A 15,340-nucleotide genomic window follows, 5' to 3' on the forward strand; every position below is an offset into this window, starting at 1 on the left:
TCGGCCGCGGGCAGCCGAGGCTGCCACGCCGGCATGAATCAGTTGTTGTAGAGATCGATGATGGCGCTGACCGCGTTGGTCTTGACCTTGCTCAGATCATTGCGCGCCTGCTCGATCTTGTGCAGATAGGCTTCGTCGATATCACCGGTGATGTAATTGCCGTCGAAAACTGCACAGTCAAAGTTGTCGATCTTGACTTTGCCGCCACCAACGGCGTCGACGAGGTCTTCCAGATCCTGGTAGATCAGCCAATCGGCACCGATCAGCTCGGCGACCTCCTCGGTGGTGCGGTTGTGCGCGATCAGCTCGTGGGCACTGGGCATGTCGATGCCGTACACATTCGGATAACGCACTGCCGGCGCAGCGGAACAGAAGTAGACGTTCTTCGCCCCTGCCTCGCGCGCCATCTGAATGATCTGCTTGCAGGTGGTGCCGCGCACGATGGAGTCATCCACCAGCATCACGTTCTTGCCACGGAACTCGAGATCAATGGCATTGAGCTTCTGCCGTACCGATTTCTTCCGCGCGGCCTGGCCGGGCATGATGAAAGTACGACCGATGTAGCGGTTCTTGACGAAGCCTTCGCGGAACTTCACACCAAGGCGATTGGCCAGCTCCAGCGCAGCGGTACGGCTGGTGTCGGGAATCGGGATGACCACGTCGATATCGTGCTCTGGACGCTCGCGCAGGATCTTGTCCGCCAGCTTCTCACCCATGCGCAGCCGAGCCTTGTAAACCGAGACACCATCCATCAGGGAGTCGGAACGCGCCAGGTAAACGTACTCGAAGATGCAGGGTGCGAGTTTCGGCGCATCCGCGCACTGGCGGGTGAAGAGCTTGCCGTCAGCGGTGATGTAAACCGCTTCGCCCGGCGCCAGGTCGCGAATCAGGGTAAAGCCGAGCACGTCGAGCGATACGCTTTCGGAGGCGATCATGTACTCGACGCCTTCGTCGGTATGGCGCTGACCGAACACGATCGGGCGAATCGCATTGGGGTCGCGGAAGCCGACGATGCCGTAACCGGTGACCATCGCCACTACCGCGTAGCCGCCGCGGCAGCGCTCGTGGACCTTGCTCACCGCGGCGAAGACGTCCTCCTCGGTCGGCTGCAGCTTGCCGCGCACGGCAAGTTCGTGGGCGAACACGTTGAGCAGCACTTCCGAGTCGGAGCTGGTATTCACATGGCGCAGATCCGACTCGTAGATCTCCTTGGTCAGCTGATCGACATTGGTCAGGTTGCCGTTGTGCGCCAGGGTAATGCCGTAAGGCGAGTTGACGTAGAACGGCTGTGCCTCGGCGGAACTGGAGCTACCCGCGGTGGGGTAACGGATGTGGCCGATCCCCATGTTGCCGACCAGGCGCTGCATATGGCGCTGCTGAAAGACGTCGCGAACCAGGCCGTTATCCTTGCGCAGAAACAGCCGGCCGTCATGGCTCGTGACGATACCGGCTGCATCCTGGCCGCGGTGCTGCAGTACGGTAAGCGCGTCATACAGCGCCTGATTGACGTTCGACTTACCGACGATGCCGACAATGCCACACATGCAAGGAACCTCTCAGTTATTACAGGCAGACCGGATACGACGGCAGGCCGAGCATCCGTAGAAAAAGGGACTCAACCGGGCGGGTTGAGTGATCCGGCGAACCACTGGCCGCTGAAGCCTAGAATGAGGTTCTTCGACCAGTCGGCGATCAGGAGAAAGTGCGGCAACAACGTGGACTCGCGCCACCAGAGGTCCTGCTCGACCGGCGCCAGGCTCAGCAATCCGGCGAGCACCACCACCAATAGACCACCCCGTGCCGCACCAAACACCATGCCGAGAAAGCGATCGGTGCCGGACAAACCCGTCACTCTGATCAGCTCGCCGATCAGAAAATTAACCAGTGCTCCTACCAGCAAGGTAGCCACGAACAGCAACGCGCAGGCTGCGATGACTTGCGCCGAGGGCGTGCTGATGTATTCCGCGAGATGGTGGGACAACGCACCACCGAACATCCATGCGACCACACCGGCAACGATCCAGGTAACCAGCGAAAGCGCTTCTTTCACGAAACCACGCTTCAAGCTGATCAGGCTCGATACTGCAATGACGGCGATGATGGCCCAATCGACCCAGGTGAATGCCACGATGTCTTCTGCAATGGGGAAAAGGCGGCGCATTTTAGCAGAGCAGGAGCGCCAGGAATACGCGCTGACTACCCGACGGCAACTCCGCAGCCGGGGCCTGTCGTCAGTACCCCGGCCAGCGCTTCAACGATTCAGCTTCCTTCCGGCTTGAAACGAACGACGAAGCCATCGAGTTTCTGCTGGCGCTGCAACACATCGCGAAGCCGATTCGCTTCGCTGCGCTCCACCAGCGGTCCGACGAAGACGCGATTCATACCATCCGCAGTGCGGATGTAGGCGTTGTAGCCCTGCGAACGCAAGGTCTGCTGCAGGCTTTCGGCGCTGGCGCGATTGGACAGGCTGGCGAGTTGGATCGACCAGCTGACCGGCAGGTTATCGTTATCAAGCCGTGGCTCGTCTTTCGCCGCCTGCGGTTGTTCCACCGGCGGCTGCGCAGCTGGCGCAGGCTCGCTCGGAGCGACCGGCACGATCGGCTCCGAAGCCTGCTCACCGACGGGTGATGCCGCTTCTGCCTCGGCACCTTCCTCGATGATCTCGAAACCTTCAGGCTCCGACGCTGGCTCTGGCACTTCGACCTCCTGCATCTCGATTTCAGCCGGTGCCGGTGCAGCAGGGATGGTGGGCGCATCGACGGTGACGTGGCGCAGATCGTCCTCACGATTGAACAGCATCGGCACGAATATGACCGCCAGCGCAATCAACACCAGAGCGCCAACCATACGCTGCAGCAATCCCTTATCCAGCATCGCCATTCAACTCTCCCCCGCCCGTTGTTCCAGCCAGTCAAGCGCCGCCGCCACGCAGTAGAACGATCCGAAAACCACTACTTCATCATCGGCTTCGGCCTTCGCGCATTGAGCATCGAGCGCCTGCTCGAAGCTCGCATACTGGCTGACCGACGCGCCCCGCTCAAGCAGCGCTGCAGCCAATTGTGTAGCTGATTGCGTTCGCGGCGTAGGCAGTGGAGCGACGGCCCAATCAGCGATGCAGGAGGACATCGCTTCGAGCACACCGTTGAGATCCTTATCCGCCAGCAGACCAAAAACAGCCAAGCGACGACCATCTACCGGCCGTTGCTCAAGGCGTTGCGCGAGGTAGCTTGCAGCATGAGGATTATGTCCAACGTCCAGCAGCAGCGAGATCTCGCGGCCGCGCCAGCTGATCTGCCGACTATCGAGGCGCCCTACAACGCGTGTCCGCTGAAGCGCCGCGGACAACGCCGCCGGCTCCCATGGCAAGGCAAGCGTGGCATAGGCTTGCAGGGCAAGTGCAGCGTTCTCCATCGGCAATGACAGCAGCGGCAGGTCATGCAGCTCCAACGGCTCGCCGCCAGGCCCGACGCCCCGCCAATGCCAGGAGTGGGGATCAAGCGCCAGGTCGAAATCTCTTCCGCGCAGAAACAGCGGTGATTTCAGGGACTCTGCGTGCTCAAGCAATGGCCCCGGAACATCCAGATCGCCACAAAGCGCGGGGACTCCGTCGCGCATGATCCCGGCCTTTTCATACGCAACGCTGTCGCGGGTATCACCCAGCCAATCGGCATGATCGAGTCCGATATTGGTGATCACAGCCAGATCCGCGTCAATGACGTTGACGGCATCGAGACGACCACCAAGACCGACTTCCAGTACCACGGCGTCGAGCCCGCTCCGCTCGAACACCCAGAAGGCTGCAAGTGTGCCCATTTCGAAATAGGTCAGCGAAACCTCGCCTCGCGCCGCCTCCACCGCGGAAAAGGCCTGGCAAAGCTGGTCATCGCTGGCCTGGTGCCCGTCGAACTGAACGCGCTCGTTGTAACGCAGAAGATGCGGCGAGCTGTAGCTACCGACCTTGTACCCCTGACTGCTCAACAGAGCAGCGATGAACGCGCAGGTAGAGCCTTTGCCATTCGTGCCCGTGACGGTAATCACCAGCGGAGCCGGCCGTGTCAGGCCAAGCCGCCCCACCACCGCTCGGACCCTGTCCAGGCCCATGTCTATGGCAGTGGGATGCAGCTGCTCGAGATAGGCGAGCCAGTCGGCCAGACTCCGACCGGTCATGCAGTAGCCGTTACCTGGGCGGGTTCCACCGGGCTTGGCAATTTCTGCATCTGGGCCAGCAAGCGCGACAAGCGAGTACGCAGTTCGGAGCGATGAATGATCAGATCGATAGCACCATGGTCCAGCAGGAACTCGCTGCGCTGGAAGCCTTCCGGCAGTTTTTCTCGTACGGTCTGCTCAATCACTCGCGGGCCGGCGAAGCCGATCAATGCCTTAGGCTCGGCGACGATCACATCACCAAGCATCGCCAGACTCGCAGACACACCACCGTAGACCGGATCGGTCAGTACGGAGATAAACGGCAGGCCCTCTTCACGCATGCGGGCCAGCACGGCGGAAGTCTTTGCCATCTGCATCAGGGAGATCAGAGCCTCCTGCATCCGGGCACCGCCTGACGCGGAGAAGCACACCAGCGGACAACGCTTTTCAAGAGCAACATTGGCGGCCCGCACGAAACGCTCGCCAACGATTGCTCCCATGGAGCCACCCATGAACGAGAATTCGAATGCACAAGCCACGACCGGGATGTTGACGACCTTTCCGCTCATTGCGATCAGCGCATCTTTCTCGCCGGTCTGCTTCTGTGCTGCAGAGAGGCGATCCTTGTACTTCTTGCTATCACGGAACTTCAGGCGGTCGACCGGCTCCAGCTCGGCAGCGATCTCTTCGCGGCCCTCGGCATCGAGGAAGATATCGAGCCGGCTACGGGCATCGATGCGCATGTGATGCTGGCACTTGGGGCAAACATCGAGCGTCTTTTCCAGCTCCGGGCGGTATAGAACCGCCTCGCAAGAGGGGCACTTGTGCCAAAGGCCTTCGGGGACCGAGCTCTTTTGCGTCTCCGACCGCATGATCGAAGGGATCAGTTTGTCTACCAGCCAGTTGCTCATGCTCTTGTTCTCCAAAGCTTCAGTCCCGAGCGCACTCGCGCTGCAGGCAGATTCATTGTTGCGACCACGCGTATCAGGCGCTCTTGGTCGCGTGAGCGATGCGCCTATCGGCGCAGCCGCGAAACTCCGACTCCTTCAGGCAAGGAATCACGCTACTGGTCTCACCAGCGACTCGTTACTGGACGGCAAAGGCTGCCCAGGCGTCACATAGCCGATCGAACCTGACCGACAAAGGCCATCACCTTGGAAGCATCCTTGACGCCCTTGCTCGCCTCCACCCCGCCGCTGACATCCACTGCGTACGGACGAACCTGGGCAATGGCTTGCTGAACGTTCTCGGCGGTCAGTCCACCTGCCAGAATCAGCGGCTTGGCCAGCGCCGCCGGGATCAGCGACCAATCGAAGCGTTCGCCCGTCCCACCCGGCACCCCTGCCACGAACGTATCCAGAAGGATGCCGCTGGCATTTGCATAACGCGCAACTTGAGCCTCGATATCCTCGCCGTTCCCTACCCGTAGCGCCTTGAACCACGGCCGATGAAACCCCTCGCACTGTGCCGGTGTTTCATCGCCGTGAAACTGCAGCATGTCCAACGGAACGGCGTCGAGTATCTCGTTGATCTCGCAGCGGCTGGCGTTGACGAACAGGCCTACCGTCGTGACAAACGGTGGCAATGCCGCGACGATCTCACGTGCCTGCCGCACATCGACGGCACGCGGACTCTTGGCATAGAAAACCAGGCCGATGGCATCGGCGCCCGCCTTGGCTGCTGTCAAGGCGTCGTCGACGCGAGTGATCCCGCATATTTTGCTGCGAACGACTGACAACGGATGCTACCTGCCAAAAAGGAAACCGGATGGTAACAAAAGACCTGCCACCTGCAAGCGAATAGGCAAAACGGCTCCTGCCTAATTCATTAGCGACGAACGTCCGGCAAACCCGACAGGAAGTGCGGACCGAGATAGCGCTTCGGCAGCTCGAACTCTTCGGGATAATCGACTTCGATGAGATAGAGCCCGTACGGGTGCGCTGTCACTCCGCCCGTTCGGCGCACACGAGACTCCAGCACTTGCGCAGCCCATTCCACTGGCCGCTCACCCGCACCAATGGTCATCAGAACGCCAGCGAAGTTGCGCACCATATGATGCAGAAAGGCATTGGCCCGAACATCTATGACGATCAGCCGGCCGTGCTCCAGCAGCTCCAGGTGATGAATGGTTTTGATCGGCGACTTGGCCTGACACTGCCTGGCCCGGAAGGCACTGAAATCATGTGTTCCCACGAACGCCGTCGCAGCGGCACGCATACGCTCGATATCGAGTGGGCGATGGTTCCAGGTAACCTCTTCGGCCATGTGCGCCGGCCGTATCTGATCGTTGTAGATCACATAGCGATAACGGCGAGCCATCGCGCTGAAGCGCGCATCGAAATGACGCGGCATCTCCTTCGCCCAGGTGACGCTGATGTCGGATGGCAGGTTCATGTTCGCGCCCATCACCCATGCGTGCATGGTTCGCGAGACCGGCGTGTCGAAGTGCACGACCTGCCCGCTGGCATGGACCAACGCGTCTGTGCGACCTGCACAGCTCAGCGTGACGGAGTGACCACCCGCCACTTTGGTCAACGCGGTTTCGAGTGATTCCTGAATGGATGGCACACCGGCGCGCTGACGCTGAAATCCGCGATAGCGCGATCCCTTGTATTCGACGCCAAGCGCGATCCTGGAAACGCCGACGGCAGCCATTTCGGCTGCCGTTTGGGGTACTGCTTGGGTCATGATCAGGCTAGTTTGGCGAGCATTTCTCGCGCCTCTTGCTGCTGGACATCGCTACCCTCGGAAATCACTTCATCCAGGATGTCGCGTGCACCTTCAGCGTCGCCCATGTCGATATAGGCTCTGGCGAGATCCAGCTTGGTGGTAGTTTCGTCGGTGTCGGAGAAGAAATCGAAGTCGTCCTCCCCACCGCCGTCGGCGTCAGTCGTAGCCAAGTTGTCAGCAGGAGCAGTGGCCGGCTCCTCCAGTTCCTTGGACAGATCATCCAGATCAGCCTCCACCTCGTTCAGCTTGTCGGCAAAGGTTTCCGGTTGCGCCTCAAACTCGGGCTCATCCAGCGAAATATCGAACCCTTCGGGCAAATCGTCGCTCGGATTCGCTACAGGCTCCGACAGTTCGAAATCGAGATCATCACTTTCAAACGCGGCAGGACCTTCAACCGGCTCCTCGTCGAGATTGAGCGAAAACTCTGTGGGGGCTTGCTCCGCTCCTTTGTCGCTGTCCAGATCGAACGAGAAATCGGAAAGATCGTCCTGCTCGGCCTCTTGCGCAGACTTATCTTCTGCGAGATCGAAGGAGAAATCGCTGGCTGCAGGCGAGGCCTCACGCTCGGTAACCGGCTCATCCAGCGTCAGGTCGTCGAAGTCCAAAGAGTCGTCCGCAGGTGCAGCCGGACGCTCCTCGTTCAGATCGATGTCCAGGTCATCCAGGCTGAGGTCGAATGCATCGTCCAGATCCTGCCCTGCCGCCGGCGCGGCCGGCTCGTCGAGCTGCAGATCATCAAGGTCGAGGCTGTCCATGTCCATATGAGTGGCGGTGACAGCTGCCGAGCCTCCGATCGCCGCGGCCATGGCGGGATACTTGTACTTCAGCTGTTCGACTTCGGTGGTAGCACCGCCGATTTCACGTAGCTCAGCTTCTTCACGGGCGAAGCCATCGCGATTGCCAAGCTCCGCATACACTTCCATCAGCTTCAGCCGCAGATCGCTCCGCTGAGGCTCGTCATTAAGGGCGTTTTGTAGCAGTTCTGCAGCCTGATTGAAGCGGCCGTAAGCGATGTAGATGTCCGCCTCGGCCAATGCATCACCTGTAGTGGAAGTCAGCTCATCCGACGCAGCCGGAGCGTCGGCATGGAAGGAAGTTGGTTCAAGTTGATGCTCCTGTCCCAGATCGACGTACGCTGGCGATTCCACTCGCAGATCGTCGACCGTGTCATCCGCCATCAGACTTTCCTGCAGCTCCGCCTCTTTCATCGCATTGCGGCGCGAAAGAGCCATCAGACCCAGCAGCAACAGCAACAGGGCACTACCGCCGACGACACCGAGCAGCAAAGTGTTGGACAGCAGATCGTCAATCAGGCTCTTGGGCTCAGGCTCAACAACAGGTGCGACCGGTTTCGCTGGGCTGGCTGGCTTTGCAGCAGGCTTGGACGCCGCAGACTGCTCGGCCGGTGCCGGAGCAACGACTGGAGCAGGTTCCTGCCGGGTATCAACAGCAGAATCAGCCGGGGTGTCACCGTCAGCGCGGGCCGGCTCTTGCGTGCTACCTTCAGTTGCCTGGGGCTCTGTTTTTGCGGCAGCAGGCTGGCTGGCGTTGGCGTTGGCGTCCAGCGCCGGGGCCTGGCCTTCGGCACCGACCTGGGCCTGCAGCTTGGCAAGCTGGTCATCCTTGAGCTGCATAAGCCGTTGCAGCTTTTCCAGCTGCCCCTGTAGATCATTCAGACGATCCTTGAGGTCGTCGTTCTCACGACGGCTGGAGTCCAGACTCTCCTGGGTCACCGCCAGCTTGTCACGCAAGGCCTGGCCGCCTTCGGCAGACCCGGTGTCGGAGCCGGCAGTTTCCTTGCCCGCATCAGCCGCCACCAGGCGGAGGCTGTCACGAGACTCGCTACGCGACGGTGCTGCTCCAGCTTCAGTACGACGGGTCGCGTCCAGTTGGCGAGCGCCTGCAACCGCGCCACCACTACCCTGTCGCCATGCCGCGTTCTGCTCCGCGACCTGAGCGATCGCTTCGGCCTGAGAGCGAGTCGATATCTGCTCGGCATCCGGCAGACGAAGTACCTGCCCGCTCTTCATCCGGTTGATATTGCCGCCAATGAAAGCATCAGGATTGAGATCCTGAATAGCCAGCATCGCCTGATGAACCGTTCCATTGCGACGATTGCGCTCCGCGATCTCCCAGAGAGTGTCGCGCGCAGAAGTCTTGTACTCGCTACCGCCGCTCTGCGGCGCGCTTACCGGCTGAACTGCGGTCGAGCGCGTTGTAGACGGACGAGCTGGCGCAGAGCGTACTGGCTCTACTGTTCGGGACGGAGCGGAAATGGGCAACTGCGGTGCTGCGGCCGCTGCGGTTTCCGGTGAATAGAGTGGCGGATCGAGCAGCAGGGTGTACTCACGGAGCAGGCGCCCACTGGGCCAGAGCACCTCTACGAGAAAATTGAGATAGGGTTCGCGTACCGGCTTGCTGGACGAAACCTGAATGACGCTCTTTCCGTTCGGACGCAGCACTGGAGTGAATTTCAGGTCCGTCAGAAAGTACTGGCGATCAATACCGGCGCGATTGAATTCTTCGAGCGAGGCCAATACCGGGATCACCTCCCCGGGCGCCAGGCTGTTTGCATCCAGCAGCTCGATTTCCGCGATCAGCGGTTGATTCAATGACGACTGAAGCGTGACCTCTCCCAACCCAAGCGCGTGGGCCATTTCTGTAGTCAGCGCGGTAGCAGCCGCGATTGCCAGCACCAGATTGCGAACCCGAACCATTATTTAATCCCTTGTTTATCTTTTTCTCGAACTACGAGAGGGTCTTATGTCACTGCCCGCGCCACCTGGCGGTGGCTCCCCATCAGCGATAAGCCGTTCAGCGCATCGGCTAGAAATATTCTTTGAATTACCAGTAAGTATCTTTTACAGATAGTCTTTTATCAACAACTCACCAGACTGCACAGCGTTTAGTGCCGCGCCTTTTCGCACGTTATCAGACACAATCCACAAATTGACTTCCCGTGGATCGCAGATGCCTCGACGAAGTCTTCCAACATAGATCGCCTCCTGCCCGACTGCGTCACCAACCGCTGTCGGATAGTCATCCGACTCCACCAGCTCAACCCCTGGCGCCGCGTCGAGAGCCGCAGACAGCGCTGGCATATCGGCCTCGACGCCACCCTGCAACGAGACGATGAGGCTCTCTCCGAAGAACACCGGAGCTTGAACGAACGTAACAGAGACGGCGAGTTCAGGCATATCCAGGAGCTGACGAAGCTCTTCAACCAGACGCCGTTCCTGCGCTCCATATCCTTGCGCGTCGACCGCCTCGGCTTGTGCGAGCATATTGAAAGCCATCTGCCGGCCGAATATTCGGGGCTCCAAAGGGCGCGCATTGAGCAATTCGGATGTCTGCCGGGCAAGCTCCTTCACGCCCGCCGCACCACGACTTGATACCGGCAAACAGGCTGTAACACTCACGCGACGCAAATCCAGCTGTTGCCGGATCGGCTTCAATGCAATGGCCAGGGCGACCGCTTCAGGCAGTGGACTGGCAATGGCGCGCTGATCGGGCAACGAATCGAGCAGCCCGCCGTTAACCTCTGGGACCACGCAAAGCTGTTGCTCGACGGGAATCGAGCCTGACAGATCGACGATTCGGCAGCCTGCCGCTACTGCCTTGACGTGGCACTCGCTCACCAATTCCGAAGCACCGACCAGAAACACCAGCTGCGCCCGATTGAAGTCGAAGCGATCCGCCTCGCCTACACGCAGATTCCGGCCCTTGAATGGCACCGTGTGCCCGACATCCTCGCTGTCACCCAACAGATACAGCTCGGCAACCGGAAACGTCCGCTCCTCGAGCACCTCGACCAGTGCTTCGCCTACCAGGCTGACCGCACCTACGACCGCAACACCGACACCTGTGGGCATCGTCACCTCCACGCACTAAGGACCGGCACTGTAGCGAAATGGCAGACCACTGCAACCAGCGCCGCCGAGCGGCACATCGCATAAACGAAAACGCCGCGAACAAGTCGCGGCGTCTGGCGCTTCATCGAGAGCGCATCAACGCTCCAGCAGGATACGCAGCATGCGCCGCAGCGGCTCCGCGGCGCCCCACAGCAGCTGGTCGCCCACGGTGAACGCGCCCAGGTAGTGCGAGCCCATGTTGAGCTTGCGCAGACGGCCGACCGGCACGCTTAGCGTTCCGGTGACTGCGGCCGGACTCAGCTCCTGCATGCTGGCATCACGATGATTCGGCACCAGCTTGACCCAGGGATTGTGCTGGCTGATCAGCCCTTCGATATCAGAGATCGGCACATCCTTGTTCAGCTTGATGGTCAGCGCCTGGCTGTGGCAACGCATAGCACCCACGCGCACGCAGATGCCGTCAACGGGGATCGGACTCTTGAATCGACCAAGGATCTTGTTGGTCTCAGCCTGCGCCTTCCACTCTTCGCGACTCTGCCCATTCGGCAACTCCTTGTCGATGTAAGGAATCAGGCTGCCGGCCAGCGGCACGCCGAAATTGTCGACCGGGAATGCTTCGCTGCGCTGGGTTTCAGCCACCTTACGGTCGATGTCTAGGATCGCGCTGGCGGGATTGGCTAGATCATCGGCCACGGCCGCATTGATTGCACCCATCTGCTTGATCAGTTCGCGCATGTTCTGCGCGCCGGCGCCGGAGGCTGCCTGATAGGTCATCGCGCTCATCCACTCGACCAGCCCGGCTTCGAACAGACCGCCAAGACCCATCAGCGCCAGGCTGACGGTGCAGTTGCCGCCGATGTAGTTCTTGGTGCCGGCATCCAGTTGCTGGTCGATCACGCGACGGTTCACCGGATCGAGCACGATCACCGCATCGTCCTGCATACGCAGCGAGGACGCCGCGTCGATCCAGTAGCCCTGCCAGCCCGCTTCACGCAGCTTGGGGAAGACTTCATTGGTGTAGTCGCCGCCCTGACAGGTCAGGATCACATCAAGGCCTTTCAGCTCGTCGATGCTGTAGGCGTCCTTCAGCGCAGTGGTTTCCTTGCCAATATCGGGGCCCTGGCCGCCGACATTGGAAGTGGTGAAGAACACGGGCTCGATCAGGTCGAAATCCCGCTCTTCCAGCATCCGCTGCATGAGCACGGAACCGACCATACCGCGCCAACCGATCAGACCTACACGTTTCATCGCAACTACACCTATAGAAAAAGTGGCCCGCGCAGATTAAGGCGGGCCAGAAGATTACAACTTCGCGAGGGCCGCGACTACTGCATCGCCCATCGCCTGAGTACCGACCTTGGTACAGCCTTCCGACCAGATATCACCGGTACGCAGGCCCTGATCGAGCACATCACTCACCGCCTGCTCGATGGCATCGGCTGCCGCTACCTGATTGAAGCTGTAACGCAGCATCATCGAAACGGACAGGATGGTCGCCAACGGATTGGCGATGCCCTGGCCAGCGATATCCGGCGCTGAACCGTGGCACGGCTCGTACATGCCCTTGTTGCCCGCATCCAGCGAGGCGGACGGCAGCATGCCAATGGAACCGGTCAGCATCGATGCCTCGTCGGAGAGGATGTCGCCAAACATGTTGTCGGTGACGATCACGTCGAACTGCTTCGGTGCGCGCACCAGTTGCATTGCCGCATTGTCGACGTACATGTGGCTCAGCTCGATCTCGGGATAGTCCTTGGCCACTTCCTCGACCACAGCACGCCACAGCTGGCTAGACGCCAGCACGTTGGCCTTGTCCACCGAACAGAGCTTCTTGTTGCGCACCATCGCCATGTCGAAGCCGACCTTGGCGATGCGACGGATTTCGCTTTCACTGTACGGCAGCGTGTCGTACGCCATGCGCTCACCGTTCTCCAGCACCTTGCTTTCGCGCGGCTTGCCGAAATAGATGCCGCCGGTCAACTCGCGAACGATGAGGATATCCAGACCGGCCACGATCTCAGGCTTCAGCGACGACGCATCGGCCAGTTGCGGGTAGAGCAGTGCCGGACGCAGGTTACCGAACAGCCCCAGCTCGGAGCGAATCTTCAGCAGACCGCGCTCGGGACGAATGGCCGGATCGATCTTGTCCCACTTCGGGCCTCCCACCGCGCCAAGCAGAATGGCATCGGCGGCACGTGCACGCCCAAGGGTTTCGTCGGCCAGCGGCACGCCATATTTGTCGACCGCTGCGCCACCCAACTCGTCATAGCTCAGCTCGAAGTCCAGCTGGAACTTGTCATTGGCCAGCTGCAGAACCTTGACCGCCTCGGCCATGATCTCCGGGCCGATACCATCACCGGGCAGAACCAGAATCTGTTTGCTCATCACATTCCTCGATTTTCACTTGGGTGGACGCCGTTGTGTTCATCCACCGAAACCCTGCAAGTGGATGGATGACGCATCATCCACCCTGCCCTTATCTCACTTGATGGCGCCGAACAGCCATGGCTGGCTCTGCTGGTGACGGGTTTCGAACGCCTTGATCGCGTCCGCGTCTTGCAGCGTCAGGCCGATATCGTCGAGGCCGTTGAGCAGGCAGTGCTTGCGGAAGGCATCGACTTCAAAGTCGTACTGCTTGCCGTCCGGGCGTGTCACGACCTGCGCAGCGAGGTCCACGGTCAGCTGGTAGCCTTCGTTGGCTTCGGCCTGTGCGAACAGCTCATCGACTTCCTCTTCCTTCAGCACGATCGGCAGCAGGCCGTTCTTGAAGCTGTTGTTGTAGAAAATGTCGGCAAAGCTCGGCGCGATGATCGTACGGAAACCGTACTCCTCCAGGGCCCACGGCGCATGCTCGCGGGAGGAGCCGCAGCCGAAGTTCTCACGCGCCAGCAGCACGCTGGCGCCCTGGTAGCGCGGGAAGTTCAGCACGAAGTCCTTGTTCACCGGACGCTGCGAACAATCCTGATTCGGCTGGCCGACGTCCAGGTAGCGCCACTCATCGAACAGATTAGGGCCAAAGCCGGTGCGCTTGATGGACTTGAGAAACTGCTTCGGAATGATCTGATCGGTATCGACGTTGGCACGATCCAGCGGACAGACCAGGCCGGTGTGTTGGGTAAAGGCTTTCATCCGTTATCTCCTCAGGCCTGGACCAGTTCGCGTACATCGATGAAATGGCCGGTTACCGCCGCAGCGGCCGCCATGGCCGGGCTGACCAGGTGTGTGCGGCCACCAGCGCCCTGACGCCCCTCGAAGTTGCGGTTGGAAGTCGAGGCGCAATGCTCGCCGCTGCCCAGCTTGTCCGGGTTCATCGCCAGGCACATGGAGCAGCCCGGTTCGCGCCACTCGAAGCCAGCCTCGACGAAGATCTTGTCCAACCCTTCAGCCTCGGCCTGCTGCTTCACCAGGCCGGAGCCCGGCACCACCATGGCCTGCTTGACGTTCGCCGCCACCTTGCGCCCTTTGGCGACCTCAGCCGCGGCACGCAGGTCCTCGATCCGCGAGTTGGTGCAGGAACCAATGAACACGCGATCCAGCTTGATATCGGTGATCGGCTGGTTGGCCGCCAGGCCCATGTACTTCAGCGCACGAACGATGGAATCGCGCTTGACCGGGTCGGCTTCGGCGGCGGGGTCCGGCACGCTCTGATCGACAGCCAGCACCATTTCCGGCGAAGTGCCCCAGCTGACCTGCGGCTTGATGTCCTCGGCCTTGAGCTCGACGACGGTGTCGAACACCGCGTCGACATCGGAGACCAGGCCTTTCCACAGCTCGACCGCCTTGTCCCAGTCGTCGCCCTTCGGCGCGAACGGACGCCCTTCGACGTAGGCGATGGTCTTTTCATCCACCGCCACCATGCCTACGCGGGCACCGGCTTCGATGGACATGTTGCAGATGGTCATGCGCCCTTCCATGGACAGATCGCGAATCGCGCTGCCGGCGAATTCCAGGGCATGGCCGTTACCGCCAGCGGTGCCGATCTTGCCAATCACCGCCAGCACGATGTCCTTCGCGGTGACGCCGAACGGCAACTTGCCTTCGACGCGCACCTGCATGTTCTTCATCTTCTTGGCGACCAGGCACTGGGTGGCGAGCACATGCTCGACCTCGGAGGTGCCGATGCCGTGGGCCAGCGCGCCGAAGGCGCCGTGGGTGGAGGTATGCGAATCACCGCAAACCACGGTCATGCCGGGCAGTGTCGCGCCCTGCTCCGGGCCGATGACGTGGACGATGCCCTGACGCACGTCGTTCATCTTGAATTCGAGGATGCCGAAGTCATCGCAGTTCTCGTCCAGCGTCTGCACCTGGATGCGCGAGACCTCGTCGGCGATAGCTTCCAGGCCGCCCTGACGCTCGCCCTTGGTGGTCGGCACGTTGTGGTCCGGCGTGGCGATATTGGCGTCGATACGCCATGGCTTGCGATTGGCCAGACGCAGACCTTCGAACGCTTGTGGCGAAGTCACTTCATGCAGGATGTGGCGGTCGATGTAGATCAGCGACGAACCATCGTCGCGACGTTTCACCTCGTGCATTTCCCAGAGCTTGTCGTAGAGCGTCTTGCCGGCCATCGGACTTTTCCTCATCTGCTTTCT

At 60.7% G+C, this 15,340-nt stretch carries 13 protein-coding genes; all 13 read right to left on the reverse strand.

Features of this window, described 5'->3' with window-relative positions:
• Window positions 1-38: 38 nt before the first annotated feature.
• The 13 genes from purF to leuC all read right to left on the reverse strand — a co-directional run bounded on the left by purF (window position 39) and on the right by leuC (window position 15,316).
• On the reverse strand, window positions 39-1,544 hold the full coding sequence (gene purF, locus LLJ08_RS12340; RefSeq protein WP_041014211.1) for an amidophosphoribosyltransferase: 1,506 nt from the start codon (window positions 1,542-1,544) through the stop codon (window positions 39-41).
• Between the two features lie 71 nt (window positions 1,545-1,615).
• Window positions 1,616-2,161, reverse strand: a complete 546-nt coding sequence (locus tag LLJ08_RS12345; RefSeq protein ID WP_014820548.1) for a CvpA family protein — start codon at window positions 2,159-2,161, stop codon at window positions 1,616-1,618.
• 98 nt (window positions 2,162-2,259) lie between these two features.
• Window positions 2,260-2,880 (reverse strand): SPOR domain-containing protein, encoded by a 621-nt coding sequence (locus LLJ08_RS12350; RefSeq protein ID WP_023446351.1) that lies wholly within the window; start codon window positions 2,878-2,880, stop codon window positions 2,260-2,262.
• The gene (folC, locus tag LLJ08_RS12355) at window positions 2,881-4,167 is read right to left on the reverse strand and encodes a bifunctional tetrahydrofolate synthase/dihydrofolate synthase (RefSeq protein WP_228207141.1); all 1,287 of its coding nucleotides are present in this window, start codon (window positions 4,165-4,167) and stop codon (window positions 2,881-2,883) included.
• Complete coding sequence (gene accD, locus LLJ08_RS12360; protein ID WP_014820551.1) at window positions 4,164-5,057, reverse strand: acetyl-CoA carboxylase, carboxyltransferase subunit beta; 894 nt, start codon at window positions 5,055-5,057, stop codon at window positions 4,164-4,166. Before accD ends, folC begins: the two co-directional genes overlap by 4 nt.
• Window positions 5,058-5,260: 203 nt before the next feature.
• On the reverse strand, window positions 5,261-5,884 hold the full coding sequence (locus LLJ08_RS12365) for a phosphoribosylanthranilate isomerase (protein WP_228207142.1): 624 nt from the start codon (window positions 5,882-5,884) through the stop codon (window positions 5,261-5,263).
• 89 nt (window positions 5,885-5,973) lie between these two features.
• The gene (truA, locus tag LLJ08_RS12370) at window positions 5,974-6,834 is read right to left on the reverse strand and encodes a tRNA pseudouridine(38-40) synthase TruA (protein WP_041014214.1); all 861 of its coding nucleotides are present in this window, start codon (window positions 6,832-6,834) and stop codon (window positions 5,974-5,976) included.
• A gap of 2 nt (window positions 6,835-6,836) precedes the next feature.
• Window positions 6,837-9,593, reverse strand: a complete 2,757-nt coding sequence (locus LLJ08_RS12375; protein WP_228207143.1) for a FimV/HubP family polar landmark protein — start codon at window positions 9,591-9,593, stop codon at window positions 6,837-6,839.
• A gap of 144 nt (window positions 9,594-9,737) precedes the next feature.
• Window positions 9,738-10,748: an aspartate-semialdehyde dehydrogenase gene (locus LLJ08_RS12380; protein WP_228207144.1), complete on the reverse strand. Its 1,011-nt coding sequence runs from the start codon at window positions 10,746-10,748 to the stop codon at window positions 9,738-9,740.
• Between the two features lie 135 nt (window positions 10,749-10,883).
• Window positions 10,884-11,996, reverse strand: a complete 1,113-nt coding sequence (gene asd / locus LLJ08_RS12385; protein ID WP_228207145.1) for an aspartate-semialdehyde dehydrogenase — start codon at window positions 11,994-11,996, stop codon at window positions 10,884-10,886.
• Window positions 11,997-12,050: 54 nt separating this feature from the next.
• On the reverse strand, window positions 12,051-13,133 hold the full coding sequence (leuB, locus tag LLJ08_RS12390; protein ID WP_179484365.1) for a 3-isopropylmalate dehydrogenase: 1,083 nt from the start codon (window positions 13,131-13,133) through the stop codon (window positions 12,051-12,053).
• Between the two features lie 96 nt (window positions 13,134-13,229).
• On the reverse strand, window positions 13,230-13,877 hold the full coding sequence (gene leuD, locus LLJ08_RS12395; RefSeq protein WP_003301356.1) for a 3-isopropylmalate dehydratase small subunit: 648 nt from the start codon (window positions 13,875-13,877) through the stop codon (window positions 13,230-13,232).
• Between the two features lie 11 nt (window positions 13,878-13,888).
• A complete protein-coding gene (gene leuC, locus LLJ08_RS12400; protein WP_023446358.1) occupies window positions 13,889-15,316 on the reverse strand; it encodes a 3-isopropylmalate dehydratase large subunit in 1,428 nt (475 codons plus the stop codon).
• Between the last annotated feature and the right edge of the window lie 24 nt (window positions 15,317-15,340).

The organism is Stutzerimonas chloritidismutans (assembly GCF_020783375.1).
Taxonomy (GTDB): Bacteria; Pseudomonadota; Gammaproteobacteria; order Pseudomonadales; family Pseudomonadaceae; genus Stutzerimonas; species Stutzerimonas kunmingensis.